At 67.2% G+C, this 23,849-nt stretch carries 22 protein-coding genes and 1 tRNA gene; 14 read left to right on the top strand and 9 right to left on the bottom strand.

Translation table 11 applies throughout. The features are described from left to right. Positions 1-135: 135 nt before the first annotated feature. A complete protein-coding gene (gene clpA / locus V7E00_RS12975) occupies positions 136-2,457 on the bottom strand; it encodes an ATP-dependent Clp protease ATP-binding subunit ClpA (protein WP_333573058.1) in 2,322 nt (773 codons plus the stop codon). A 138-nt stretch (positions 2,458-2,595) separates the two neighbouring features. Beyond that, on the bottom strand, positions 2,596-2,793 hold the full coding sequence (locus V7E00_RS12970) for a DUF1192 domain-containing protein (protein WP_333573057.1): 198 nt from the start codon (positions 2,791-2,793) through the stop codon (positions 2,596-2,598). A gap of 79 nt (positions 2,794-2,872) precedes the next feature. Here V7E00_RS12970 and V7E00_RS12965 point away from each other — a divergent pair, with 79 nt between their 5' ends. Then, positions 2,873-3,883, top strand: a complete 1,011-nt coding sequence (locus tag V7E00_RS12965; RefSeq protein WP_333573056.1) for an NAD(P)H-quinone oxidoreductase — start codon at positions 2,873-2,875, stop codon at positions 3,881-3,883. Here the strand turns inward: V7E00_RS12965 and V7E00_RS12960 are convergent, their stop codons facing one another. Together V7E00_RS12960 and V7E00_RS12955 are read right to left on the bottom strand one after the other, a co-directional pair. Continuing rightward, positions 3,884-4,306: a hypothetical protein gene (locus V7E00_RS12960; RefSeq protein ID WP_333573055.1), complete on the bottom strand. Its 423-nt coding sequence runs from the start codon at positions 4,304-4,306 to the stop codon at positions 3,884-3,886. A 33-nt stretch (positions 4,307-4,339) separates the two neighbouring features. Continuing rightward, on the bottom strand, positions 4,340-4,723 hold the full coding sequence (locus V7E00_RS12955; RefSeq protein WP_333573054.1) for a hypothetical protein: 384 nt from the start codon (positions 4,721-4,723) through the stop codon (positions 4,340-4,342). A 231-nt stretch (positions 4,724-4,954) separates the two neighbouring features. On the opposite strand from V7E00_RS12955, the gene V7E00_RS12950 reads away from it, so the two are divergent. The 6 genes from V7E00_RS12950 (at position 4,955) to V7E00_RS12925 (ending at position 12,101) form a co-directional block, all read left to right on the top strand. After that, positions 4,955-5,833 (top strand): UDP-2,3-diacylglucosamine diphosphatase, encoded by an 879-nt coding sequence (locus V7E00_RS12950; RefSeq protein ID WP_333573053.1) that lies wholly within the window; start codon positions 4,955-4,957, stop codon positions 5,831-5,833. 23 nt (positions 5,834-5,856) lie between these two features. Then, a complete protein-coding gene (locus tag V7E00_RS12945) occupies positions 5,857-6,879 on the top strand; it encodes a glycosyltransferase family 4 protein (protein ID WP_333573052.1) in 1,023 nt (340 codons plus the stop codon). Positions 6,880-6,998: 119 nt separating this feature from the next. After that, positions 6,999-7,652: a DUF1013 domain-containing protein gene (locus tag V7E00_RS12940; RefSeq protein WP_333573862.1), complete on the top strand. Its 654-nt coding sequence runs from the start codon at positions 6,999-7,001 to the stop codon at positions 7,650-7,652. A gap of 140 nt (positions 7,653-7,792) precedes the next feature. Beyond that, complete coding sequence (locus V7E00_RS12935; RefSeq protein ID WP_333573051.1) at positions 7,793-8,656, top strand: dienelactone hydrolase family protein; 864 nt, start codon at positions 7,793-7,795, stop codon at positions 8,654-8,656. A gap of 78 nt (positions 8,657-8,734) precedes the next feature. Further along, positions 8,735-9,373, top strand: coding sequence for a glutathione S-transferase family protein (locus V7E00_RS12930; protein WP_333573050.1), 639 nt, complete (start codon positions 8,735-8,737; stop codon positions 9,371-9,373). Between the two features lie 454 nt (positions 9,374-9,827). Beyond that, entirely contained in the window at positions 9,828-12,101 is a 2,274-nt protein-coding gene (locus tag V7E00_RS12925; protein ID WP_333573049.1) for a TonB-dependent receptor, read from the top strand. A gap of 74 nt (positions 12,102-12,175) precedes the next feature. Here the strand turns inward: V7E00_RS12925 and V7E00_RS12920 are convergent, their stop codons facing one another. Beyond that, entirely contained in the window at positions 12,176-13,621 is a 1,446-nt protein-coding gene (locus tag V7E00_RS12920) for a DEAD/DEAH box helicase (protein WP_333573048.1), read from the bottom strand. A gap of 83 nt (positions 13,622-13,704) precedes the next feature. After that, complete coding sequence (locus V7E00_RS12915; protein ID WP_333573047.1) at positions 13,705-14,154, bottom strand: hypothetical protein; 450 nt, start codon at positions 14,152-14,154, stop codon at positions 13,705-13,707. 75 nt (positions 14,155-14,229) lie between these two features. On the opposite strand from V7E00_RS12915, the gene V7E00_RS12910 reads away from it, so the two are divergent. Both V7E00_RS12910 and V7E00_RS12905 read left to right on the top strand, forming a co-directional pair. Continuing rightward, complete coding sequence (locus V7E00_RS12910; protein WP_333573046.1) at positions 14,230-15,678, top strand: FAD-binding oxidoreductase; 1,449 nt, start codon at positions 14,230-14,232, stop codon at positions 15,676-15,678. Positions 15,679-15,731: 53 nt separating this feature from the next. Next, positions 15,732-16,505 carry a SapC family protein gene (locus V7E00_RS12905; protein WP_333573045.1) on the top strand — a complete coding sequence of 258 codons (774 nt, stop codon included), beginning with the start codon at positions 15,732-15,734 and terminating at the stop codon, positions 16,503-16,505. Positions 16,506-16,869: 364 nt separating this feature from the next. Here the strand turns inward: V7E00_RS12905 and V7E00_RS12900 are convergent, their stop codons facing one another. After that, positions 16,870-17,715 carry an N-formylglutamate amidohydrolase gene (locus tag V7E00_RS12900; protein WP_333573044.1) on the bottom strand — a complete coding sequence of 282 codons (846 nt, stop codon included), beginning with the start codon at positions 17,713-17,715 and terminating at the stop codon, positions 16,870-16,872. Positions 17,716-17,828: 113 nt separating this feature from the next. On the opposite strand from V7E00_RS12900, the gene cpdR reads away from it, so the two are divergent. From cpdR to V7E00_RS12875, 5 genes are all read left to right on the top strand, one after another. Continuing rightward, the gene (gene cpdR / locus V7E00_RS12895; RefSeq protein WP_141988489.1) at positions 17,829-18,203 is read left to right on the top strand and encodes a cell cycle two-component system response regulator CpdR; all 375 of its coding nucleotides are present in this window, start codon (positions 17,829-17,831) and stop codon (positions 18,201-18,203) included. A 55-nt stretch (positions 18,204-18,258) separates the two neighbouring features. Beyond that, positions 18,259-18,333, top strand: a tRNA-Val gene (locus V7E00_RS12890). A 376-nt stretch (positions 18,334-18,709) separates the two neighbouring features. Then, positions 18,710-19,798 (top strand): glycosyltransferase, encoded by a 1,089-nt coding sequence (locus V7E00_RS12885; RefSeq protein WP_333573861.1) that lies wholly within the window; start codon positions 18,710-18,712, stop codon positions 19,796-19,798. Next, positions 19,795-20,718, top strand: a complete 924-nt coding sequence (locus V7E00_RS12880; protein WP_333573043.1) for a hypothetical protein — start codon at positions 19,795-19,797, stop codon at positions 20,716-20,718. Before V7E00_RS12885 ends, V7E00_RS12880 begins: the two co-directional genes overlap by 4 nt. 71 nt (positions 20,719-20,789) lie before the next feature. Continuing rightward, a complete protein-coding gene (locus V7E00_RS12875; protein WP_333573042.1) occupies positions 20,790-22,010 on the top strand; it encodes a dicarboxylate/amino acid:cation symporter in 1,221 nt (406 codons plus the stop codon). Here the strand turns inward: V7E00_RS12875 and V7E00_RS12870 are convergent. Continuing rightward, positions 21,994-22,851, bottom strand: coding sequence for a PhzF family phenazine biosynthesis protein (locus tag V7E00_RS12870; protein WP_333573041.1), 858 nt, complete (start codon positions 22,849-22,851; stop codon positions 21,994-21,996). The two genes, V7E00_RS12875 and V7E00_RS12870, sit on opposite strands and share 17 nt — an antisense overlap. Positions 22,852-22,931: 80 nt before the next feature. Continuing rightward, positions 22,932-23,711 carry an SDR family oxidoreductase gene (locus tag V7E00_RS12865; protein WP_333573040.1) on the bottom strand — a complete coding sequence of 260 codons (780 nt, stop codon included), beginning with the start codon at positions 23,709-23,711 and terminating at the stop codon, positions 22,932-22,934. Positions 23,712-23,849: the final 138 nt, after the last annotated feature.

Below are 23,849 nucleotides of genomic sequence, written 5' to 3'. Positions count from 1 at the left end.
CAGCTGCCGTGCTTGCGCGCTTTCCCGCCCTGGCGAGAGCACGCGCAATGCTGAGCGGGCGGGTGCTCCCGCCTACGCAATCGGCCCGGGGGATCGCTCCCCCGGGCCGATGCTGTTTCCCGAAGCGTGGAAGGCTCAGACGTCCGCAGGCGCTTCCTTCTTGCCCTTCTTGGGCTTCTTCGGTGCGGCCGGCACGATCTCGAAGGCCAGCGCATTGTCCTTCAGCTTCACGCTCACCTCGCCGCCATGGACGAGCTTGCCGAACAGCAGTTCCTCGGCGAGCGGCTGCTTGATCTTCTCCTGCATCAGGCGGCCCATCGGACGCGCACCGTACAGCTTGTCATAGCCGCGCTTGGTGAGCCACGCCTTGGCTTCCTCGTCCAGATGGATGTGGACGCCGCGATCGGTGAGCTGCAACTCCAGCTGGAGAACGAACTTGTCGACCACGCGGGCCACCACTTCCGGCGGCAGATAGCCGAACGGCACGATCGCATCGAGGCGGTTGCGGAATTCCGGCGTGAAGAGGTTCTTCACCGCCTCTTCCTGCACGTCCTCGCGGCTAAGATCGCCGAAGCCCACGCTCTCCTTCGCCATGTCCGAAGCACCGGCATTGGTGGTCATGATGAGGATGGTGTTGCGGAAATCGACGGTCTTGCCGTGGTGGTCGGTAAGCTTGCCGTTGTCCATCACCTGCAACAGGATGTTGAACAGGTCCGGATGCGCCTTCTCGATTTCGTCGAGCAGCAGCACCGAATGCGGGTTCTGGTCGACCGCGTCGGTCAGCAGGCCGCCCTGATCATAGCCGACATAGCCCGGAGGCGCACCGATCAGCCGGCTGACCGAATGGCGTTCCATATATTCGGACATGTCGAAGCGCTGGAGCGGAATGCCGAGCAGCGTCGCAAGCTGCTTCGCCACTTCGGTCTTGCCGACGCCGGTGGGCCCCGAGAACAGATAGTTGCCGATCGGCTTGTCCGGATCGCGCAGGCCCGCACGGCTCAGCTTGATCGCCGAGCTGAGCACTTCGATGGCCTTGTCCTGCCCGAACACGACACGCTTCAGATCCTGCTCGATATTGGCAAGCACGCGGGTGTCGTCCGACGAGACGGTCTTGGCCGGGATGCGGGCCATGGTCGCGATGACCTGCTCGATCTCCTTGGGCGTGATGACCTTCTTGCGCTTGGACGGCGCCACCAGCATCTGCATCGCGCCGACTTCGTCGATCACGTCGATCGCCTTGTCCGGCAGCTTGCGGTCATTGATGTAGCGCGCCGACAGCTCCACCGCCGACTTGATCGCGTCCGGCGTGTACTTCACCGAATGGTGCTGCTCGAACGCCGAGCGCAGGCCCGCCAGGATCTTCACCGTATCCTCGACCGACGGCTCGTTGACGTCGATCTTCTGGAAGCGGCGCAGCAGCGCGCGGTCCTTCTCGAAGTGGTTGCGGAATTCCTTGTAGGTGGTCGAGCCGATGCAGCGGATCGAGCCGCCCGAGAGCGCCGGCTTGAGCAGGTTCGACGCGTCCATGGCGCCGCCGCTGGTGGCGCCCGCGCCGATCACGGTGTGGATCTCGTCGATGAACAGCACCGCGTGCGGCAGCTTCTCGAGTTCCGAGACGACCTGCTTCAGCCGCTCCTCGAAATCGCCGCGATAGCGGGTGCCGGCGAGCAGCGCGCCCATGTCGAGCGAATAGATCACCGCTTCCTTCAGCACGTCGGGCACTTCGCCTTCGACGATCTTGCGCGCCAGGCCCTCGGCGATCGCAGTCTTGCCCACGCCGGGATCGCCAACATAGAGCGGGTTGTTCTTGCTGCGCCGGCACAGGATCTGCACGGTGCGGTCGACTTCGGCGGAACGGCCGATCAGCGGATCGACCTTGCCGATCTTCGCCTTCTCGTTGAGGTCGACGGTGAATTGCTTGAGCGCGCTCTCACCCTTGCCCGTCTTCGCCTCCTGCTTGTTCGACTTGTCTTCCTCGGCAGCGCCCTTGGGGGTGCTGGTCTCGGTGGGCGTGGTGCCGCCCTTGCCGACGCCGTGGCTGATGAAGCTGACGGCATCCAGCCGGCTCATGTCCTGCTGCTGCAGGAAATAGACCGCGTAGCTCTCGCGTTCGCTGAACAGCGCGACCAGCACGTTGGCGCCGGTCACTTCGTCGCGGCCCGAGGACTGGACGTGCAGGATCGCGCGCTGGACGACGCGCTGGAACCCGCTGGTAGGGGAGGGATCGGTGGCATTGTCCACCTTCAGCGCTTCCAGCTCGGTATCGAGATAGTGCGCGACGGTGGTTTTCAATTCGCCCAGGTCCACCCCGCACGCGCCCATCACTTTCGACGCATGTTCATCGTCGATCAGCGCGAGCAGGAGATGCTCGAGCGTCGCATATTCGTGCCGGCGCGAGGACGCAGCCTCGAGCGCCTTGTGGAGAGTGGCTTCGAGAGCGGAGGCGAAACTAGGCATTCGGATACAACTCCAGTCGGGCCGAAAGGGTGCTGAGCCCGTCTTCCCCTATGTCGGGAGTGGCAGGCCCCGCATCAAGCGCTGCGGCCCCGCACCGGCAGATCGTGGCGTATCGCCCGAGTTCCGGTGCCTTGACGCTCATTTCTTAAATAGAGCGTCAGCGCTTGCACGATGGTGAACGGCGCGTTGAATCTTTTCTCGACATCGGAGGATCTCGGTTTCGAGCAGCTGGATTCGCGCTTCCAGTTCGGCCACCGAAAAGGGGTCGAGGTCCTGCTTTGCCAGCTGCGCCGCGAGATCGTCGGATCGACGCGGAAGATTTTCGTCGGCGTCCATGCGAGGAAACGTTGACCCTGAGGGGGGCGATGTCAATAAGGCCCCGAAGTTCCCCTTAGGCCAAAAAGCGACGAACCGAATGATCGCAGCCGAAATGATGCTGGCCATCGACCCCGATGCGCCGGGCGGCCCCGAAGTCCTTGTTCCCGTCGAGCGACCGGTTCCCCGGCCGGGTATGGGCGAGGTGCTGGTGCGAGTCGCGGCGGCCGGCATAAACCGACCGGAAGTGCTTCAGCGGCAAGGAAAATATCCGCCGCCGTCGGGCGCGCCCTCGATCCTCGGCATGGAGATCGCCGGCACCGTGGTCGCACTGGGGGCGGGCGTCGATGAGTCGCTGATGGGCCGCCAAGTGTGTGCCCTGATCGCGGGCGGGGCCTATGCTGAATATGCGGTGGCGCCGGCAGGCCAGTGCCTTGAAGTGCCGGAAGGCCTGAGCCTCGTCGAAGCGGCGGCACTGCCGGAAACGCTGTTCACCGTCTGGTCGAACCTGTTCGATCGGGGCTGGGCGCAGCCGGGCGAGACCGTGCTGGTCCATGGCGGCACCAGCGGCATCGGCACGATGGCGATCGCGCTCGCCAAGCTGTTCGGACTGACCATCCTGGTTACCGCCGGATCGGATGCAAAATGCGCCGCGGCACGCGCGCTCGGCGCCGACCTCGCGATCAACTACAAGACCCAGGACTTTGTCGAGGAAGTGAAGGCGTTCACTGGGGGCAAGGGCGTGGAAATCGTGATCGACATGGTCGGCGGCGACTATGTCGCGCGCAATCTCCAGTGCCTGGCCGAGGACGGGCGCCACGTCTCGATCGCGGTGCAGGGCGGGGCGACCGCGACGATCCCGGTGTGGGACGTGATGCGGCGCCGGCTGACGCTGACCGGATCGACGCTGCGGCCGCGCTCGGTCGAGTTCAAGTCGCTGCTGGCGGACGAGCTGCGCCGGAACGTCTGGCCGCTGGTCGCCGAGGGCAAGCTCAAGCCGATCATCGACCGCACCTTCCCGCTCGCCGAGGCGCCCGCGGCGCACCGGCGGATGGAAGCGGGCGAGCATGTCGGCAAGATCGTGCTGACGATCGGCGAGCAGCCGGCCTGATCAGGCGGCGAGGGGGCGCAGCACCAGCGTCTCCTCGGCCATCGGCAGCAGCAATTGCTCCTGGTGCGCGGCGCGGCGCTCGCAAAGGCGCAGCAGGCGGTGCGCGGCGGCGCGGTGGCCGTGCGGGTCGGCGTGGATCTTGCGCAGCGGCCAGGCGACGAAATGGTCGAGCATGCGCTGGCGCCATTCGAGATCCTGTTCCGTGGTGCGCCGTGCCATTGCCTGGTGTGCACAATCCTCGCTTTCGCGCAGCATTGCGAGCAGCTCGCGGTCCTTGGTCAGGCAATGGTGCCGCATGGCGTCCAGAAGGCGGATGCGCGCGCTTTCCAGCGCGGCGGCGGTCGGTCGGGTTTCCAGCTGGTACAGGGCCTTGGCGGCGTCGGTGAGGTCTTGGGTCGTGGTGAACAGCGCGGTGAATTGCATCAGGGTCCTTCCTGAGGCCATTCTAGCGCTGTTTCAGGCTGTTGATCGTTTTGGCGATGAAATGAATCGGGTGAGGGCGGGGTAGGCGATCTGCTCGGCGTAGAGCGTCCGCGCTTCTATCCAGCCCAGCGCCTCGCGCACGTCCGCGCGGTAGCCGGACGGGTCTTCCAGAATGTGCGCCAGCGTCCAGCGCTGATAATGCTCAAGCCCCTTCTGCCGCCCTTCCAGATCGCGTTCGACACAGCTCCGGGCGATTGCCAGCAGCCCGGCGTCGCCGCTCTGGCGAAGTGGTTCCAGCAGGGACTGCTCCTGCTCCGCGAAGAAGGCGGTATACGCCAGTGCGACATCCTTGCGCAGATCGGCCAGATGTTGCCGGTTGATCGGCGGCTCGGCGGCGCGCACGATCGCCTCCGTCATCCCCAGAATGTCGCAAGTGATCTCGCGAAGCTTTTGTACTGACATGCATTCGTCCTCCCCGGGGCATTGTAGAGGCGGACGCTCGAGCGAGGCGGCGATGGAATGAAATCGTTACGCCTTCGTATCGCGGGTGCGACTATGACAGTCTGGTGAAATCGTCGCGATCCGATTTGTAACAAAGTCGCGCCATAGGCGAGTCTCTGCACAGGGAAGTTGCACGGGAACTGGGGCATGGCCACGATCACCAAGCTTTCGTTCGATGTCGCGGGGCTCGCGGACTTTCACGCGGCGACCCCGACCATTCCGGAACGGCCGATCGGCAAACGCCGCAAGTATCGCGCGATCTGGATTTCCGACGTCCATCTCGGAACCCGCGGCTGCAACGCCGAAATGCTGATCGACTTTCTCGACCATGTCGATAGCGAAATCATGTATCTGGTGGGCGACATTATCGACGGCTGGGCGATGAAGAAGCGATTCTACTGGCCGGCGACGCATAATGACATTGTGTGGCGGGTGCTGAAGCGGGCCAAGCGCGGCACCGAGATCGTCTATATTCCGGGTAATCATGACGAGATGTTCCGCCAGTTCACCGGGCTCGACTTTGGCGGCGTGAAGATCAAGCGTCAGGCGATCCACACCACCGCCGATGGCCGCCGCCTGCTGGTGCTGCACGGCGACGAGTTCGACGCGATCACCCTGTCGCACCGCTGGCTCGCCCATCTGGGCGACGCGGCCTACGAAATGATGATGACCCTCAACCGCTGGCTGAACGCGGTGCGGCGCTGGATGGGCCTGCCCTATTGGTCGCTTTCCAAATACGCCAAGCAGAAGGTGAAGAACGCGGTGTCCTTCATCTCCAAGTTCGAGGAAATCGTCGCGCGCGAAGCTGCCGCCCGTGGTGTTGACGGCGTCATCGCCGGGCATATTCACAAGGCGGAGATCCGGCCGATCGACGGTGTCGCATATTATAACGACGGCGATTGGGTAGAGGGTTGCACGGCGCTGGTGGAGCATTACGACGGGTCCATGGAAATTCTCCACTGGGCCGACGAGATGGCAGCGCGCGAGTCGCAGCCGGAGTCCGAGGTCAGACTGGCGGCGGCGTGACGGCAGCGGCGGGGGACGAGGCCGTGCGTATCGCAATCGTGACCGATGCCTGGGAACCCCAGGTCAACGGGGTCGTCCGTACGCTCCAATCGGTGCGGCGGGTGCTGGAGCGCCAGGGCCACCAGGTGATGGTGGTATCCCCCGACAAATTCTACTCGCTGCCTTGCCCGACCTATCCGGAGATCCGTCTGGCGATCACCAGCGTGGCGGCCGTCGGCGCGATGCTCGATGAGTTCGCGCCCAATGCGATCCACCTCGCCACGGAAGGTCCGCTGTGCGTCGCCGCACGGCGCTGGTGCCTGCGCCAGAAGCGGCCGTTCACCACCGCCTACCATACCCAGTTTCCCGATTACGTCTCGGCGCGCTCGGGTGTGCCGGCGGAATGGATCTGGCGCTACATCCGCTGGTTCCACACGCCGAGCGCGACGATCCTTGCCTCCACTGCATCGATCCGCCAGTCGCTGGTCGATCACGGCCTGCCGCAGGTGCGTCACTGGGGGCGCGGCGTCGACCTTGCCAATTTCCACCCCGGCATTGCTCCGCATCCGCAGATGGCCGGGCTGCCGGGGCCGGTGATGCTCTATGTGGGCCGCGTGGCAGTGGAGAAGAATCTCGAGGCCTTCCTCCGCGCCGATCGCCCGGGAACCAAGGTGGTGGTGGGGGACGGCCCGGCACGCGCGATGCTGGAAGCCAAATATCCGGACGCGCGCTTCCTTGGCGCGCAGTTCGGTACCGATCTCGCTGCCGCCTATGCCGCGGCGGACGTGTTCGTCTTCCCCAGCCGGACCGATACCTTCGGGCTGGTGATGATCGAGGCGCTCGCCTGCGGCACCCCGGTCGCCGCCTATCCGGTCACCGGGCCGGTCGACGTGCTGACGCCGGAGACGGGCGTGATGGACGAGGATCTGGGCGTGGCGATCGACAAGGCGCTGACGCTCGATCGCGGCGCTTGCGCCAGCTATGGCCGCAGCTTCACCTGGGAGGCGAGCGCCCGGCAGTTCCTCACCGCGCTGGTGCCGATCGGGTGCGAGAAGGCGGCAGCCTGAATAGCGGAAACGCTTGCTCCCGCGGGCAAGCTCCCCTACATCAAGACCATGTGTGGCCGCCCGTGATGGGCGGCCCTTATTGTTTCAAGTTCCGGAGATCCACCGTGGCCCAGCCGCTGATGCCGCACGCGACCGCTTCCTGGCTGGTCGACAACACGTCGCTGTCGTTCGAGCAGATCGCCGAGTTCTGCGGTCTCCACATCCTCGAAGTGCAGGCGATCGCCGACGATACCGCCGCGACCAAGCTTACCGGCCGCGATCCGGTGCGCGCGCACGAACTGACGATGGACGAGATCGAGAAGGGGCAGGCGAACCCCAACTACGTGCTCAAGATGCAGAAGGGCCCCGAGCAGGTCCGCCGCACCAAGGGTCCGCGCTACACGCCCGTCTCGAAGCGCCAGGACAAGCCGGACGGCATCGCCTGGATCCTGCGCCACCATCCGGAAGTGTCGGACGGCGCGATCGGCAAGCTGATCGGCACCACCCGCACCACCATCGCGGCGATCCGCGACCGTACCCACTGGAACATCGGCAACATCGTGCCGAAGGATCCGGTGACGCTCGGCCTGTGCTCGCAGCGCGAGCTCGACGCGCTGGTGGCCAAGGCCGCCAAGGCCGCGGGCATCGAGGCCCCGACCGATACGCGCCTCGAAGGCGATCGCGAGGCGCTGATCGAGCAGCTCCGCGCCGAGCGCTATGCGGCGAGCCATGTGCCCGAGGCGCAGGAAGCTGCACCGGTCGAGCACACGGCGGAGAGCCTGTTCAAGCATTGAGATCGCCTTCCCGGGCGTAAACGAGCGGGCCTCGGCGCACCCAGCGCCGGGGCCCGTTCTGCGTCGTGGGGACGCTTTGCGGGCGCGATCCGCTGCGGTAGACCTGCTTCGGGGCGAGCGCCCCGAGGAGGAGGATTGCCATGTGTGACGAGCATACCGCTGCCGACAATGACCGCGTGGCAGGTGGCATTACCCGCCGCGGCTTCACCGCCGCCGCCGCTGCGACCGGCATGCTGGCGATCCTGCCTAGCCCGGCGAACGCCGCTGCGGTGAAGGGGCGCGACGTCACGATCAAGACCGGGGACGGCACCGCCGACGCCTATTTCGTAGCACCCACCAGCGGCCGGCACCCGGCGGTGCTGGTGTGGCCGGACATCATGGGACTTCGCCCGGCCTTCCGGCAGATGGCCGACCGGCTGGCGCAATCGGGCTATGCGGTGCTGACGGTGAACCAGTTTCACCGCTCGACAAAGGCGCCGTTTCTCAAGCCTGGCCAGTCTTTCGACCAGCCGGAGGTGCGGGCCATGATCATGCCGTGGCGCGAGCCGCTCACGCCCGCCGCGATCACGGCCGACGCCAAGACCTTCGCGGCCTTTCTCGACGCGCAGCCGGAGGTGGACGTGCGGCGCGGCATAGGCAGCACCGGCTATTGCATGGGCGGCCCCTTCGTCTTCCGCACCGCCGCCGCGCTGCCGGGCCGGGTACGCGCCGGCGGCAGCTTCCATGGCGCGGGGCTGGTGGCCGACGGTGCGGACAGCCCGCACAAGCTGGTGCCGCAGATGCAAGGCCGCTACCTCCTCGCCATCGCCGAGAATGACGATGCCCGCGCGCCAACGGACAAGGAAACGCTGCGCAGCGCCTTCGCTGCTGCCAAGGTGCCCGCGGAGATCGAGGTATATGCCGGCGCGATGCACGGCTGGTGCCCGCCGGACAGCCGCGTCTACAATGCCGCGCAGGCCGATCGTGCATGGGATCGATTGCTCAAGACCTTCGCCGCCCTTTGATCGATTGACCCGGTCCCGGATACGTGTTCCCTTATTGTTCCCGATCGATCGAGTCGGGAGCAATAGGGGTACGGGGCCATGACGGACCAATTGATTCTCTACACGAACCCGCAGTCGCGCGGCCGCATTGCGCGCTGGATGCTGGAGGAAGTGGGCGCCACTTACAGCGTGGAAGTGATGGACTATGCCTCGACGATGAAGGGCGAGGCGTACCGCGCGATCAACCCGATGGGGAAGGTTCCCGCCATCGTCCATGGCGGCAAGGTCGTCACCGAATGCGCGGCGATCTGCGCCTATCTGGCCGAAGTGTTCCCGGAAGCAGGCCTCGCGCCACTGCCGGAAGAGCGCGCCGACTATTATCGCTGGCTGTTCTACGCCGCCGGCCCGGTGGAGCAGGCAACGACGAACCACGCCGCCAACTTCGTGCCGGACGCGGACAAGAGCCGGATGTTCGGTTTCGGCAACTATGATCTGATGGTCGACGTGCTCGACCAGCTGCTCTCGTCGCGGCCTTATGCGACCGGCGATCGGTTCACGGCCGCCGACGTCTATCTGGGCTCGCAGATCGGCTGGACGACGATGTTCGGCATGCTGCCCAAGCGCGACTCGTTCATGGCCTATGTCGAGCGCGTCCAGAGCCGGGAAGCCTATCAGCGCGCCTGGGCGATGGACGACGCGCTGGTCGCGGAAGCGGAGAAGGCGGCCGAACCGGCCTGATGCCTCACGGGTCACGGGGCTGCTGCCACCTGCACGGCCCCGTGGTGCGCCTATCGCGGGAAGCTGTCGTGCCTGCAGGGCTGCTCGCGGCGCGTTCCGGGAGTGCGTTGCGGCAGGCGCGCGGGTGCGTTGCGACGGGGCCGTGCGCACCACGGCATCCTGTTCCTTCATGGCGCTGCCGGTGCTCGATAGGCATGGCGCGGGATGCTTGGCGTTCGGACCCATGCCAGGCCAGCCCGGTCGCCTTGTTGTGCCCTGCTGGCGAATTGCCGCCGTGCGCCGGGTGGGCATCCATACCAAGGCGCGCGCCGCAGCGGCGCGGCGATGGCATCCCTCGAACGGCGAAACGGGGAGGCGGCCGTGTCCTTCGCGCCTCGGGGTCAGAGCGTCGATGACTTCATATTGACGTTATATCATTACCTGCGTAGGTCGCCGCCCTCATCAATTTGGGGGTATGATGCGTTACCACGTCAGGATTGTACTATCGGGTCTTGCTGCGCTCGGATCGGGCGGCGCTGCGTTCGGCCAATCGGCTCCGCCCCGCAGCAACGAGGACAAGCGCGACATCGTCGTTACCGGACTGCGGGAGGGCATCCCGGTTGCGGCCACGCTCGCGACCGCGGCAAGCTCGGTTCTGGACGCCACCGCGTTGGAGGAGCAGCGCGCCGCCTCGCTTGGCGAAACGCTTGATCGCCTGCCCGGCGTTCAGAACAGCTATTACGGGCCGCTCGCGGGGCGCCCCGAGATACGCGGCCAGGGTGGAAATCGCGTGGCACTGCTCACCAATGGCATGCCGACCCACGATCTTTCGGGGATCACCGGCGACCATGCCGCGCCGCTGGAGCCTTTCCTCGCGGATCGGATCAGCGTGCTGAAGGGTAGTGCTGCGGTGCTCTACGGCGGCAACGCGATCGGCGGGGCGGTGAATGTCGAGGACGGGCGTATCCCGGCCGCGCTGCCGACACGGCCGCTGACCGGGCGGGCGCAGCTGAGCACCGGAGACAACAGCGGCATTACGGCAATGGGGCGGCTGGACGGCGGGCAGGGCGCCTTCGCCTGGCATGTCGACGGCCTGTACCGTCACGCCGCCGATCTCGCCATCGCAGGGGAGAGTAAGGCGCCGCAATGTCGCGACTGGAAGAGCCTTGTGGGCAATAGCGGCCTGCGCGCTACCTGCCAGGTCAGCCTTGGCAGCATCACCTGGGTCCGGGACCCCGCCACAGGCAAGTGGGTGGACGGCACCGTTCCGGCGAACCAGAAGATCACCGATCTCGCGCCGGGAAGAAACGGCACGCTGGAGAACAGCGGCTTCACGACGGCCGTGGCCAATGCCGGTCTCAGCTATATCGGGGCAAGCGGCTTCCTCGGCATCGGCGCGGGCTATTACAATGCTTCCTATGGTGTGCCGGGCTTTCGCTACGTCACGCAGCAGCACCGCACGCCTTCGCCGGTCGCGATCGGGGCCGAGCAATTCCGTATCGACGTCCGCGCCGGTCTCTATGATCCGCTGCCCGGCATCGCTGCGATTACGCTGCGGGCCGCGTCGTCGCACGATGTCGAGCGCGAGCGGATCGACGGCGTTGACATGAGCCGCTTCGACATTGACGCCGATACGGCGCGTCTGGAGATCGCGCACCATGCAATAGGCCCGATGCGCGGGGTGTTCGGCGGGGAAGTAACGGACCGGCACTTCCACACCACCAGCCCGACCGCCTATCTGCCCAGCATCGACACGCGGGAAGCCGCCGTTTTCCTGCTCGAACAGGTCGCAGTCGGACCGTTCACGCTCAATGCGGGCGGACGGCACGACTGGATCGATCATGATCTGGACGAGGCCAGCGTGCGCGCGGGACGCGGGCTCGGCGCCAGCTATGCCCGCGACCGCAGCTTCCGGCTGTGGAACGCGTCCGCGTCGTTGCGCGCAGACCTGACCGCGTGGCTGCACCTGGACGGCCGCTATGCGCATGGCGAGCGCGCCCCTGCCGTCAATGAACTCTATGCCAATGGCAACCACTTCGCGACGCTTACGGAAGAGCAGGGGGACGGGCGCCTGCGCAAGGAGCGTTCGGAGAATGTCGAGCTCGGCGGCGGTGTCGACGTCGGCTGGGCCACCCTGGGGGTGACCGGATACCGGGTACGGTACAAGGACTTCCTCTACCTCGGCAACACAGGTGTCTCGCGCACGCTGGCGGTGGGTGAGTGGCGCCAGGGCGATACCAATTTCGACGGGGTCGAAGGCGAGGCGATGCTGCGCCTGCCGGACTTCCGCTTCGGCACCGTGACGCTGCACGCGATGGCAGATCATGTGCTGGGGAAGCCGGTGTTCACGCTGCCGAACGGCTATAGTCCGTTCGCTCCCGGGGCGACGCGCCAATGGGACGCGGAATATTACCGCCAGACGCTGGACGGGCAGTATCTGCCCCGTACGCCGGTGTCGCGCTATGGCGGCGATGTTCAGTTCACCACCGGCGGCTGGCGGTTCGCGGCAGGGGCGCTCTACTATGCCGGGCAGGATCGCGTTGCCAAGAACGAAGCCGTGTCGCCTGGCTATTGGATGGCCGATGCGCATGTCGCCTACGCCTTCCGAAGCGTTGGGGCGAAGTGGGAGGCCTTTGTCGACGCGACCAATCTGACGGACAGCGATGCGCGGCCGCACAACAGCTTTCTGCGATATCGTGCGCCCGTGATCGGCCGCGCCGTTGCAGCCGGCATCCGCACCTGGTTCTAACGCAAAATGCCCGGCTGCGCAGGACGCAGCCGGGCATATCGGTGCATGTGGCGGCGCGGGATGGCGCCGGCGGATCAGGCTTCGATAGTGTAGTTCAGGAAGTCCGGGATCGGGCCGTTCCAACCTTCGTCCGGACCGTCATCCTGGTCGCGGCGGCGACGGCGATCGTCGCGGATGGGGCGCTCGTCGCGTACCGGCCGCTCGTTGCGCATCGGCCGTTCGTCCTGGGCGGGACGTGCACGGCTTTCCTCGCGCGGCGCGGCGGCGCGGCGCGACCTGGGCTTGGCCGGCGCCTCGGCGGCGGCCGCGTCTTCTCGACGCGGCTCCGCCTTCTTGGCGTCGCGCTTCTTGCCGCGCTCGCGCTTGGGCGCCGGTGCCGCATCGGCATCGTCCGATGCCACAGGGCTCGGCACGCGCTCGATCTTGTGGCCGGTCAGCTTCTCGATCTCGGTGATGTTCTCGGCATCCTCCGGTGTCACCAGCGTGTAGGCGATGCCGGTGGCGCCCCCGCGGCCGGTGCGGCCGATGCGATGGACATAATCGTCCGGATGCCAGGGCGCATCGAAGTTGAAGACGTGGCTCACGCCCTTCACGTCGATGCCGCGCGCTGCGACGTCCGAGGCAACAAGGATGTTGACCTCGCCGTTCTTGAACCGGTCCAGCTCGGCAATGCGGGCCGACTGGTCCATGTCGCCGTGAATCTCGGCCGAACGGAAGCCGTGCTTCTTCAGGCTCTTGTTGAGGTCGCGAACCGTCGTCTTGCGATTGCAAAAGATGATCGCGTTCGACACTTCGTCCTGCTGCAGCAGGCGGCGCAGCACGTCGCGCTTCACATGCGCCGTGGCGGGCACCTGGACAATGCGCTGCGCGATGTTGATGTTCGCCGTGGCGGGCCGCGCCACTTCGATCGTCTTGGGGTCGGTGAGGAAGCGATCCGCCAGCTTCTTGATCGGCGGCGGCATCGTTGCCGAGAAGAGCAGCGTCTGGCGCACCTTGGGCAGCTTGGTGCAGATTTCCTCGATATCGGGAATGAACCCCATGTCGAGCATCCGGTCCGCCTCGTCGATCACCAGCAGGTTGCAGCCGGTAAGCAGGATCTTGCCGCGGCCATAGAGGTCCATCAACCGGCCCGGCGTGGCGATGAGGACGTCAACGCCCTTTTCCAGCGCCTTGACCTGATCGCCCATCTGCACGCCGCCGATCAGCAGCGCCATCGAGAGCTTGTGGTTGACGCCGTACTTCTCGAAATTCTCCGCGACCTGCGCCGCCAGTTCGCGCGTCGGCTCGAGGATCAGCGAGCGCGGCATCAGCGCGCGGGTGCGCCCTTCGCCGAGCACGTCGATCATCGGGAGCACGAAGGCGGCGGTCTTGCCGGTGCCCGTCTGGGCAATACCGATCAGGTCCTTGCCCATCAGCACCGACGGGATCGCCTGGCGCTGGATCGGAGTCGGCTCGGTATAGCCGGCGTCGGTCACCGCGCGGAGGAGTTCGTCAGAAAGGCCGAGATCGGCAAAGCTCATGCAATTGTCCGGATAATGGGCGCGTTGATTTGCACCTTAACAGAAGGCGTCGCGCTTGCGGATTTGACCACAAAAGTCAAGCTTCACCGTGCGCGGACGAGGTTCTTGAACGCTTGAACGGGGCAAGTTCGGCCCGAACGCGACCGAAGGGCATCGCGACCGGCGCAGAACTTGCTGTCCTTGGTGGGCTTCAGATAGGCGCCCGAATAGAAGCCGAGCGCCGGGCATTCGGCGCCCAGCTTGGCGCGGAGCAGCGATCCGTCCTCCAGGATCAGGTCGACGCTGTCGGCTGCATTGACGGTGAAACCCTGGATACGATCGACCGCGACGCAGCTCTTCGCGCGCCGTTCCACCATCGAGGGTGCCTCGCGCACGACGATGGTCGTCGTCGTCACGGTCATGCGCGGCACATGAATGGTCACATGTTGCTGGAAGGCCGATGCGCGTGCCATCTCCGCGGGCAGCGCCGGTCGCGCCGCGGGGGCGACGAACATCAGCGCCAGGCCGGCGGCGGCGATCGGCAGATTCGGCATCGTGGGATCGGATCGTAGGAACATCGGCTTGAACGGTGGATGAACTGCCGCACGCCATGCTAGTGCGCAAGCATCATGACTCCCGAGCAGCTTCGCATCACTGCCTTCGCCGCCGAGCGCTTCGGCCCCAAGGCAGTCACGACCGATCCGCAGGATATCGCGCCGTGGCTGATCGACTGGCGGCGGCGCTACCACGGCACGACGCCGGCAATCCTGTCGCCGGCGGCAACGGAGGAGGTGAGCGCGCTGGTCGCGCTGGCCAGTGACCTGGGGGTGGCGCTGGTGCCGCAGGGTGGGAATACCGGGATGGTCGGCGGCGCAATTCCGCCGGCCGACGGGTCGGCGTTGCTCCTTTCCACCCGGCGGATGCAGCGTATCCGGGCAATGGATGCCGAGGCCAATCTGGGGGTGGCGGAGGCTGGGGTGATCCTCGGCACCTTCCGCGATGCGGCCGAGGCGGCGGGGCGGCGCTTCCCGCTTGATCTGGGTGCGCGGGGCAGTGCGACGATCGGCGGGCTCGTTTCCACCAATGCCGGCGGCGTGCAGGTACTGCGCTTCGGCACGATGCGCGCGCTGGTCGCAGGCGTGGAGGCGGTGCTGCCGGATGGATCGGTGCATGACGGCCTCTCGGCGCTGAAGAAGGACAATCGCGGCTACGACCTCAACCAGCTGCTGATCGGCGCGGAGGGCACGCTGGGCGTCATCACGGCGGCCACGCTGCGGCTGGTGCCGGCAGCGGCGGCGCGGGCGGTGGCCTGGGTCGGCGTCGAGAGCCCGGCTCAGGCGCTGTCGCTGCTTCGCCGATTGCAGGCCGCGACCGACATGGTCGAGAGCTTCGAGATCATGCCCGACGCGACCGTGACGCGGGTGCTGGAGCATGTGGCCGGCACGCGCCTGCCGCTGTCCGGCAGCCATCGTTGGCACGTGCTGATCGAGGCGGTGACGAGCGACGCGGCGGCCGAGGCGCCGGCGACGGTACTGGAGCGGATGCTGGCCAGCGCCTTTGACGCCGGGCTCGCCGAGGACGCGGTGATCGCCGCCAGCGAGGCGCAGGCCGAGGCCTTTTGGCTCATCCGCCATTCTATTTCGGCCGCCGAGCGCTCGGCCGGGCCTGCGGTGCAGCACGACATTTCGGTGCCGGTGGAAGACATGCCGCGCTTCATGGTGGAAGGCGGCGCTGCGGCCGAGGCGCGCTTTCCGGGCACCCACGCGATCGCCTATGGTCATCTCGGCGACGGCAACGTCCATTTCCATGTCCGCGCGCCGAAGGGCGTGGATCGCGAACGCTGGTATGCCGAGGACGCGCCGCGCATCACCCGGATGGTGCACGACATGGTGGTGGCAGCGGGCGGATCGATCTCCGCCGAGCACGGCATCGGCCAGATGAAGCGCGACGAGCTGGCGCGGCTTTCCTCGCCGGCGCGGATGGCGGCGCTGCGCGCGATCAAGACGGCGCTCGATCCGAAGCTGATTCTCAATCCGGGAAAGCTGGTCGCGCTTGCGCCTGATACGTTGAGCAAATAGACCCCGGCGCGGTTGAAACGCCTTTCGACGAAAAAAGTTCTCAGGAGATCCTCATGGCCAGCGCGCCGCAGCAGTCGCTTCCCTTGTTCTACAATCAGCTCGAGCCGCTTTCGAGCCAGGTCCATGCCGATTTCCGTACGCGTTCGACCGACCGCGCGGCTTTCCTCGCCAACCAGCACGCGGTGCCGGTTACCGTCGAGGAATTCCCGCTGGTGCAGCGCTTCATGCCGATCGTCTTCTCGGTGGGCGAGGATCCCGTGCCGCTGGCGCTGATGGGGCTGAACGAGGGGGTGAACACCTTCTTCGACGCAGAGGGCAAGCTGGTCGACCCGAACTTCTACGTGCCGGCCTATATCCGCCGCTATCCGTTCCTGCTGGCGCGCCTGCGCCCGGAGAGCGACGAGCTGTCGCTTTGCTTCGATCCGACCTCGGACGTGATCGGCAAGTTCGAGGAGGGCGAGGCCCTGTTCGAAAATGGCGAGCCGAGCGAGATCACCAAGAACATCCTCCAGTTCAACGAGCAGTTTGAAACGGCCGGCGCCCGCACCAGCCAGTTCATGCGCGAGCTGAAGGAAATGAACCTGCTGATCGACGGCGAAGTCTCGATCCAGCCGGACGGCGCGGCGCAGCCCTTCGTCTATCGTGGCTTCATGATGGTCGACGAGAACAAGCTGAACGAGATGCGCGGCGACCAGCTGCGCAAGATCGTCCAGAACGGCATGCTGCCGCTGATCTACGCCCACCTCTTCTCGCTGGCGCAGATGCGCGAGCTGTTCGCCCGCCAGATGCGTTCGGGTTGGCAGCCGGAAGTCCAGCTGGTCGGCTGATCAAAGTTTGAACTCTATCGAAGCTCCTCCCCTTCAGGGGAGGGGTTTGGGGTGGGGCGTGTCTCACCGAGACCAGCCTCTGGCTTGGAATCCCTCCACCCCAACCCCTCCTCCAAGGAGGAGGGGCTTAGATGCTGCGGTAATCGCATCTCGGGCCGCCGCGCGGCCCCAAAAGCCATCCCGCCGTTCAATCGAACAACTTCTGCGATGAGTTGCCTTGAACTCGGTCGCCCGCTCTCTATATCTTGAAGGTACGGCTCGTGTCCCCCCTTTCGCGATGCCGTGCGACGCGCCTTCGGGCGTGTCTCCTCCCTGAACCTTGGCCACCTCGTGGGTAACCGCGAGGTGGTTTTTTATGTGCGGTTCATTCCGCGGCAAGCGCGTCGGGCAGGGCCTCGTCGGCGAGCGCGTCGATGGTGGCGCGCAGCAGCGCCGTCATGCCCGCCGCGCCGGCGCCGAGTTCGTCGAGCGCTGCATCCAGATAGAGCGATCGATCGAATTCCAGCTGCAGGGCATGCACGCCGCGGCGCGGATCGCCGTGCCGCTCCAGAATGTGCCCTCCCGCGTAAGGCGTGTTCGCGGCGATGGCGACGCCGTGGCGCCGGGCCACACCCTCGACGCGCGCGCCGAACCGCGCGGCGGCCGAGCGCCCGAAGCGATCGCCGATCACCAGCCGGGGCGCGCTTTCCGGGGAGCCCAGCGGCGGCATCGAATGCACGTCGAGCAGGACCGCGATGCCGAATCGTGCCCGGGCCGCCGCCAGTGCTTCGCCCAGCGCCAGATGATAGGGGCGGTGATCGGCATGGATGCGCGCGGCCACATCGTCCGCGGCGAAGCGCCCTCGCCAGAGCTGGCCAAGGGTCCCGACCCGCCGCGGCACCAGCCCCAGCCCGCTGCGCACCTTGGTGGAGAGCGGGCGGCCGAGCAGGTGCGCGCCTTCGTCGATCTGGGGATCGCGCTCGTGCTCGGCGCGATTGAGGTCGATCCAGGCGCGCGCGCGGGTTGCGACGAACAGCGTCTCGTCGCGCCGGGCGGCAAGCGCCAGCGAATCGGCATGGCGATCCTCGAGCGCGCGCAGGGCGACAGGGGGAACGCGCAGCGCGGCGAGCAGCGCATCCGGATAGTCGCGCCCGCCATGGGGCACGGAGAGCACCACGGGGCTTTCCGGCAGTACCGGCCCGTAGCGATCGAAGCTGGCGGCGCGAGTCACCCCCACAACCTAGGCCGCAGCGGCCAGCCGGGCAACGTATCGGGCGGCTTCGGCTGGAAAATCTTAAGGTCTTGGCGCATAAGGAGCCAGCGGTTGGTACCGATGGGGTGAAGATGATCCGGATTCTGCTGGCCGAGGACGACCGCGTGATGCGGGAATACCTCACCCGTGCGCTGGAGCGCTCGGGGTATGCGGTCAGCGCTGTCGATCGGGGGACGGCGGCGGTGCCGCTGCTCGAGGCCGAACGATTCGACCTGCTGCTCACCGACATCGTGATGCCCGAGATGGACGGGATCGAGCTCGCCCAGCGCGCCGCCGAGATCGCGCCCGAAATGCGGGTGATGTTCATCACCGGCTTCGCCGCCGTAACGCTGCGCGCCGGCAAGCAGGTGCCGCAGGCCCGCGTCCTTTCCAAGCCCTTTCACCTGCGCGACCTGGTGCTGGAGGTGGATCGAATGTTTGAATCGGAGAATGTGGGACTGAATTGAAATTAGCGCTTGCGCGGCGGGCCGACCCCCGCTAGAGGCGCGCTTCCCGAGTTTCGGGCGCGTAGCTCAGTGGTAGAGCACTGTGTTGACATCGCAGGGGTCGCAAGTTCAATCCTTGCCGCGCCCACCATCAAAGACCCCGCTAGGCCGCAGGCTTGGCGGGGTTTTTTGTTGCTTGTCGCCCATGGGCTGCGCCGCCGCCGCCATGGGAATCGCCCTTCGGGGTTGGTTGCAGGGCGCGCCGCGGAGAAGCGCAGGGGGTACGCATTTCGGGGTGTCGCGGCGGCGCGCGGTGCCCTCCTATTGTGTATCTCCATCGTTGATTTTTGTGCTAGCGCGCCCACCTTTCGGGCATGCGCGGTGCGCCAAGGTGGTCGCCTCGGAGGGATGCAGGCAGGTAGGCGGCACATGGGTCGCACGGGCTAGGGGAAGCGTGATTGTCGCCAAAGGATAGTAGCGGAGGCCTCCGCGTTCTGACGTTCCTGCACAGCTTCGCGCCGGGCGGAGTGGAGCGCGTGGCCTTGCGACTGGTGCGGCACTGGCGTGCGGGCGGCATGGATGCACCGCTGTTCCTCGGTCGCCAAGATGGCGCGATGCGGGCCGAATTCGCCGACATCGCCTATGACATGCCGCGCCAGCCCCGCATCAGCCAGGCTTCCTGGGAAACCCTGTGGATGATCCTGCGGCTGCCGGCAGCGATCCGGCGGCTGCGTCCCGACGTGCTGTTCGTCGCCGGATCCACCTACACCATTGTTGCCGTAGCGATGCGCGTACTGCTGGGCCGCGACTGCCCGCCGATCGTGGTCAAGGTCAGCAACGATCTCGCACGGCGCGATCTCAACCCGGTGGGCCGCTTCTTCTGGCGGACGTGGCTGCACATCCAGGCGCGGTGCGCGCACAGCTGGGTGGTGATGGACGAATCGATGATGCCGGAACTGGCACCGGTCATGGCCCGGCGCGGCCATGTGGTGCACGATCCGGCGATCTCCGCCGAGCAGCTGCTGCCCGCGCACGGGCCTCGGCCCGCGGGTCCGCGGCGCTTCGTCGCGATCGGGCGGCTGGTGGCGCAGAAGCATTTCGCGCTGATGCTGCGCGCCTTCGCTCGCGCCGTGCAGCCGGGTGAGACGCTGACGATCTTCGGCGACGGCGCGGAACGCGCCGCGCTGGAGGCACTCGCCGCCGCGCTGGGGATTGCCGACCGGGTGCGCTTTGCCGGCCATGTCGCCGACGCACCGGCGCGGCTGGGCGACTATGACGTGCTGTTGATGTCGTCGCGCTACGAGGGCGTGCCGGCGGTGGTGATCGAGGCGCTGGCCGCCGGCCTGGCGGTAGTGTCGACCGATTGCGGCGCCGGGCTGCGCAGCCTGCTGGGGCAGGGGCGCTTCGGCACGATCGTCCCGCAGGACGAAGCGCTGCTGGCCGAGGCGATCCGAACGGCGCCGGCAACGCCGCCGGACCGCGACGCGCTGCTCGAGTCGCTGCGGCGCTTCACCATCGAACGCTCCGCCCAGGCATATTGGGGGCTGTTCGAGGCGGCCGCGGCGGGGCGTGCCAGCGGTCCTCCGGTTCGGCTGGAGCAAGAGGCGTCGGCATGAAGGCTCCCCTTCGGGCGGTGCGCACTGCCTATGCGTCGCTCTCCGCCACCACGCGCGAACGGATTCTCGCGGTCGTCGGGCTTGCCTTCTCGGCGGCGATCCTGGTTGCGGTGTTCTGGCAGCTGGACGGGCTGGACTTCACCATCCTGACCCGCACTCCGCGCGATCCGATCTTCTGGCTGTGCTTCGTTGCCACCTATGTGCTGGGGCCGGTGATGGACTGGCTGATCCTGCGCCGAATCTGGGGCATCGGGATGGGCGCGCTTCCGGCGCTGCTCCGCAAGCAGGCGGCGAACGAAGTGGTGCTCGGCTATGCCGGCGATGCCCAACTCTATGTCTGGGCGCGGCGGAAGCTGGGTCCGGAAGGGCGGCCGTTCGAGACACTGCGCGACGTGGCGGTCACCTCCGCCCTGGCCGGCAATCTCGTGACGCTGGCGATGATGGTGCTGAACGCGCCGATCGTGCAGGGGCTCGCCAAGGGCACGCTGTTCACCACGCTGCTGATCTCGACCGGGACCATCGTGCTGTCGTCGCTCGCCATCTTCTTCTTCCGCCGCGTGGTGTTCGCGCTCCCGCCCCGCCTGATCGCGGAGACGCTGGGCATTCACACCGCCCGCATCCTGCTGAGCCTGGTGCTGACGGCGCTGCTGTGGAAGCTGCTGCTGCCGGCAGTGCCGGCGACGGCGCTGTTCCTGGTGGGAACGCTGCGGATGATGCTGTCCCGTCTGCCCTTCGTGCCCGCGCGCGAGGCGCTGCTGGCGCCGCTGATCGTTGCGCTGCTCGGTGACACGGCCGGCCTCGCGGGGGCGGTGCTGTTCGTCGCCACGCTGATGCTGGCGGCGCATGTCCTCGTCGGCGGGGTGGCGGCACTGGCCGACATGGTCACCCGCGCCAAACCGGGATTGCCTGAGCCGCGCTGAAGAAAAAGGGTCTGGCGCGGGCGCGGCGCAACCGCCATCAGCCGCGCCGAACGAGCGGAAAAGGACGGACGATGGCGAAGACGGCGCTGGTGATAGGCGCGTTGCTGGCGGGGGTGCTGCTGGGCTTTGCGGCACGCTGGCCGGCGGGCGCGTTCCTCGCGCCGTGGATCGATCTGCTGGCTCCCATCGGTGCCTTCTGGATCCGTGCGCTGACCATGACGCTGGTGCCCCTGGTGTTCGCGCTGGTGGTGAGCGGGGTGGTGAATGCCGTGCGTCATGGCCAGGGCGGTCGGCTGCTCGCGACGAGCTTCGCGGTGTTCCTGCCGATGTTGGTGCTGGCGGCGCTGCTCGCCTGGGGGGCGCTGGAGATCGTGCTGTGGCTCTTTCCGCTGGGGCCCGATCCGCTCGCCGGCCTGCTTGCTGCCGGCCCGCCGGCCGTCCCGCACGTACCCAGCGCGTCCGAGCAGATCCTTGCCATCCTCCCGGAGAACCCGATCGCCGCGGCCGCCAGCGGCCAGATGCTGCCGCTGGTGGTCTTCGCGGTGCTGCTGGGCGTGGCGCTGGCGCGGACTGGCGGTAGCGGGCTGACGGCGGTGATCGACGAACTGGCCAAGGCGATGACGCGAATCGTCGACTGGATCCTGCGCGCCGCGCCGATCGGCATCTTCGTGCTGGCGATGGGCGCCGGCAAGGCGGCAGGCGCGAGCGTCGCGGGCGTGCTGGCGCGCGATGTGGCGGCGGAGATCCTGTTCTGCCTGATGGCGATCGGCATGTGCTATCTGCTGGTCTTCGGCTTGCGGGCGATGCCGCTCGGCCGCTTCGCGCGCGGCATCGTGCCCGCGCAGGCGACGGCGGCGGGGACCTGCTCGTCGATGGCCACGGCCCCGGTGTCGATGGACGTAGCGTTGAACGGCCTGCAATTACCGCAGGAGGTGGCAGGGACGACGCTGCCGCTTGCCATCTCCACCTTCCGGCTGGCGACCACGGGCGTGACGGTGATCGAGGTGTTCCTCGCGGCGCACGCGGCGGGCGTACACGCCTCGCCGGTGCAATGGGTGCTGGCTGGCCTGTCGGCGGTGATCGCGGGCATCGCCACGCCTGGGCTGCCGGGCGCCGCGATCCTCTACGCCTGCGACGCGCCGGGCATGCAGATCCTGGGCGCGCCGCTGGCGATGATCCCGCTCTACATCGCGGTCTCGGCGATCCCGGACATGTTCATCACCACCGCCAGCGTCACCGGCCAGGTGACCGCAACGACGCTGGTCGCGCGGCTGGTCAGGCGAGGGCGCTGAGACCGGGCAGCGTGCCTTCGGCGATGGTCATGCTGCGGCCGCCGATCCAGGCCTGGCTGCCGAGGTCATAGTCCACGAAGATGCGGCCGCGACGTTCGAGGCGGGTACCCTGCGCAGCGACATAGCCGCTGCTGACGCGGCCGCTGGCGTGCAGCCACTGCGCGGCCGAGGCATTGAAGCTGCCGGTCACGGGATCCTCGATGATTCCGCCGAACGCGTCGGTGAACAGAGTCCGGATCTCCCAGGCAACCTCGGCGCCTGCCTTGTGCGGGCCGATCAGCCCGATCTCCAGTCGCCCATCCCAGTGCCGGACCGGTTCCACCGCCAGCACGGCCTCCGCGGACTCGAGCAGCACCGCGATCCAGCCGGGGCCGTTGTCGGCCCAGGCGGCATCGACGATCGCCGACGGGGCGATCTGCAGCGCCGCTGCCAGCATGCCCCGCGTCTCCGCATCCACCGGGCCGCTGCGGAGCAGGGGCGGGGCCGCGAAGGCCAGCCGGTCGGCGTCGCGACGGATCGGGATCAGCCCGGCGCCGCATTGCTGGACGACCGCGTCCGGCGCGGCGGGCGCGCCCCCGGCCGACAGCCAGGCGTGGCAGGCGCCCAGCGTAGGGTGCCCGGCAAAGGGCAGCTCGCGATCGAGCGTGAAGATGCGTGCGTGATAGTCCGCGCCCTCGACGCTCGGGGGCAGCAGGAACACCGTCTCGCTCAGGTTAAACCAGCGGGTGATCGCCTGCATCGTCGCAGTGTCGAGATCGCCGCCGCCATGAACCACCGCCAGCGGGTTTCCGGTGAACGGTCCGTCATGGAACACATCGACCAGCGAGAACGGCGTCGTCATTCGGAGCATCTCCCCTGCCGCGGCGGCGGCCTGGGCAGGGGATCGCGCATCCTGCCGAAGCTGGCAAGCCTTTCAGGTGGTTACCCGGGGGAGGCGGCGGCGCCCGCCAGCAGTCCGCCGTCCACCTGCAGCTCGGCCCCGGTGATGTACGTCGCCTCGTCCGACGCGAGCATCGCTGCGACGGCGGCCACTTCCTCGGGCAGCCCGAAGCGGCGGAGCGGCGTGTCGGCGACCAGCGCCTGCATCCGCGTCTCCCGATCGGGGCCGCTGCCCAGCATCGGCTCCCACATGGGGGTGAGGATCGCAGCGGGATGGATGCTGTTGCAGCGGATTTTCCAGCCCTGCTGCGCGCAGTAGAGCGCTACCGACTTGCTGTGATTGCGGATCGCCGCCTTGGAAGAGGCATAGGCGGCCGCGCCCGGTATCCCGACCATGCCCGAGCGGGAGGAGATGTTGACGATCGATCCCGTGCCTTTCGCCTTCATCGCGCCGATGGCATAGCGGCAGCCGAGGAACGTGCCGTCGAGATTGACGCGGTGCACCGCGCGCCACTCCTCCAGCGAGGCGTGTTCGGGATCGTGGGGCACCATGCCAGCCTCGAAGCCGGTGATGCCTGCATTGTTGACGACCACGTCCGCTATCGGGACGAGCGTAGCCAGTCGTGCCCAATCGGCCTCCTCGCGCACGTCCAGCGGCGCGAACCGGCAGCCCAGTTCATGTGCGGTCGCGGCGCCGGCCGCGCGGTCCAGATCGGTGAGGATGACGGTGCCGCCTTCTGCCAGGAAGCGCGCCGCGATGGCACGGCCGATGCCGCGCGCTGCGCCAGTGACGACGCAGGTCTTATTCTTCAGTCGTTGCATGATGGTCTCGAAACAGGGTCCAGGAGCGCGGCGTATGCCGCGGGCTGTCGATTGCCGCTTCAGCGGTGACGGTGGACCATGTCGAGAACTCCCGGAAACGCGCCCGTTTTAGGAGGGAGTGCGCGGAAGGGCAAGCGG

Origin of the sequence: Sphingomonas sp., assembly GCF_036731925.1 — a bacterium.
Lineage (GTDB): Bacteria > Pseudomonadota > Alphaproteobacteria > Sphingomonadales > Sphingomonadaceae > Sphingomonas.
The sequence above is the reverse complement of the archived record's forward strand: the minus strand, read 5'-3'. Positions and strand labels throughout refer to the sequence as shown.

What these genes read in the sequence shown, in the direction of transcription:
- V7E00_RS12950 (WP_333573053.1), top strand. Translation starts at nt 4,955, where the DNA reads ATGGCCACGATCACCAAGCTTTCGTTCGATGTCGCGGGGCTCGCGGAC.
- V7E00_RS12865 (WP_333573040.1), bottom strand. Translation starts at nt 23,711, where the DNA reads ATGCAACGACTGAAGAATAAGACCTGCGTCGTCACTGGCGCAGCGCGC.
- cpdR (WP_141988489.1), top strand. Translation starts at nt 17,829, where the DNA reads ATGATCCGGATTCTGCTGGCCGAGGACGACCGCGTGATGCGGGAATAC.
- V7E00_RS12910 (WP_333573046.1), top strand. Translation starts at nt 14,230, where the DNA reads ATGACTCCCGAGCAGCTTCGCATCACTGCCTTCGCCGCCGAGCGCTTC.
- V7E00_RS12915 (WP_333573047.1), bottom strand. Translation starts at nt 14,154, where the DNA reads ATGCCGAATCTGCCGATCGCCGCCGCCGGCCTGGCGCTGATGTTCGTC.
- V7E00_RS12930 (WP_333573050.1), top strand. Translation starts at nt 8,735, where the DNA reads ATGACGGACCAATTGATTCTCTACACGAACCCGCAGTCGCGCGGCCGC.
- V7E00_RS12960 (WP_333573055.1), bottom strand. Translation starts at nt 4,306, where the DNA reads ATGCAATTCACCGCGCTGTTCACCACGACCCAAGACCTCACCGACGCC.
- V7E00_RS12875 (WP_333573042.1), top strand. Translation starts at nt 20,790, where the DNA reads ATGGCGAAGACGGCGCTGGTGATAGGCGCGTTGCTGGCGGGGGTGCTG.
- V7E00_RS12880 (WP_333573043.1), top strand. Translation starts at nt 19,795, where the DNA reads ATGAAGGCTCCCCTTCGGGCGGTGCGCACTGCCTATGCGTCGCTCTCC.
- V7E00_RS12925 (WP_333573049.1), top strand. Translation starts at nt 9,828, where the DNA reads ATGATGCGTTACCACGTCAGGATTGTACTATCGGGTCTTGCTGCGCTC.
- V7E00_RS12920 (WP_333573048.1), bottom strand. Translation starts at nt 13,621, where the DNA reads ATGAGCTTTGCCGATCTCGGCCTTTCTGACGAACTCCTCCGCGCGGTG.
- V7E00_RS12965 (WP_333573056.1), top strand. Translation starts at nt 2,873, where the DNA reads ATGATCGCAGCCGAAATGATGCTGGCCATCGACCCCGATGCGCCGGGC.
- V7E00_RS12940 (WP_333573862.1), top strand. Translation starts at nt 6,999, where the DNA reads ATGCCGCACGCGACCGCTTCCTGGCTGGTCGACAACACGTCGCTGTCG.
- clpA (WP_333573058.1), bottom strand. Translation starts at nt 2,457, where the DNA reads ATGCCTAGTTTCGCCTCCGCTCTCGAAGCCACTCTCCACAAGGCGCTC.
- V7E00_RS12870 (WP_333573041.1), bottom strand. Translation starts at nt 22,851, where the DNA reads ATGACGACGCCGTTCTCGCTGGTCGATGTGTTCCATGACGGACCGTTC.
- V7E00_RS12970 (WP_333573057.1), bottom strand. Translation starts at nt 2,793, where the DNA reads ATGGACGCCGACGAAAATCTTCCGCGTCGATCCGACGATCTCGCGGCG.
- V7E00_RS12955 (WP_333573054.1), bottom strand. Translation starts at nt 4,723, where the DNA reads ATGACGGAGGCGATCGTGCGCGCCGCCGAGCCGCCGATCAACCGGCAA.
- V7E00_RS12905 (WP_333573045.1), top strand. Translation starts at nt 15,732, where the DNA reads ATGGCCAGCGCGCCGCAGCAGTCGCTTCCCTTGTTCTACAATCAGCTC.
- V7E00_RS12935 (WP_333573051.1), top strand. Translation starts at nt 7,793, where the DNA reads ATGTGTGACGAGCATACCGCTGCCGACAATGACCGCGTGGCAGGTGGC.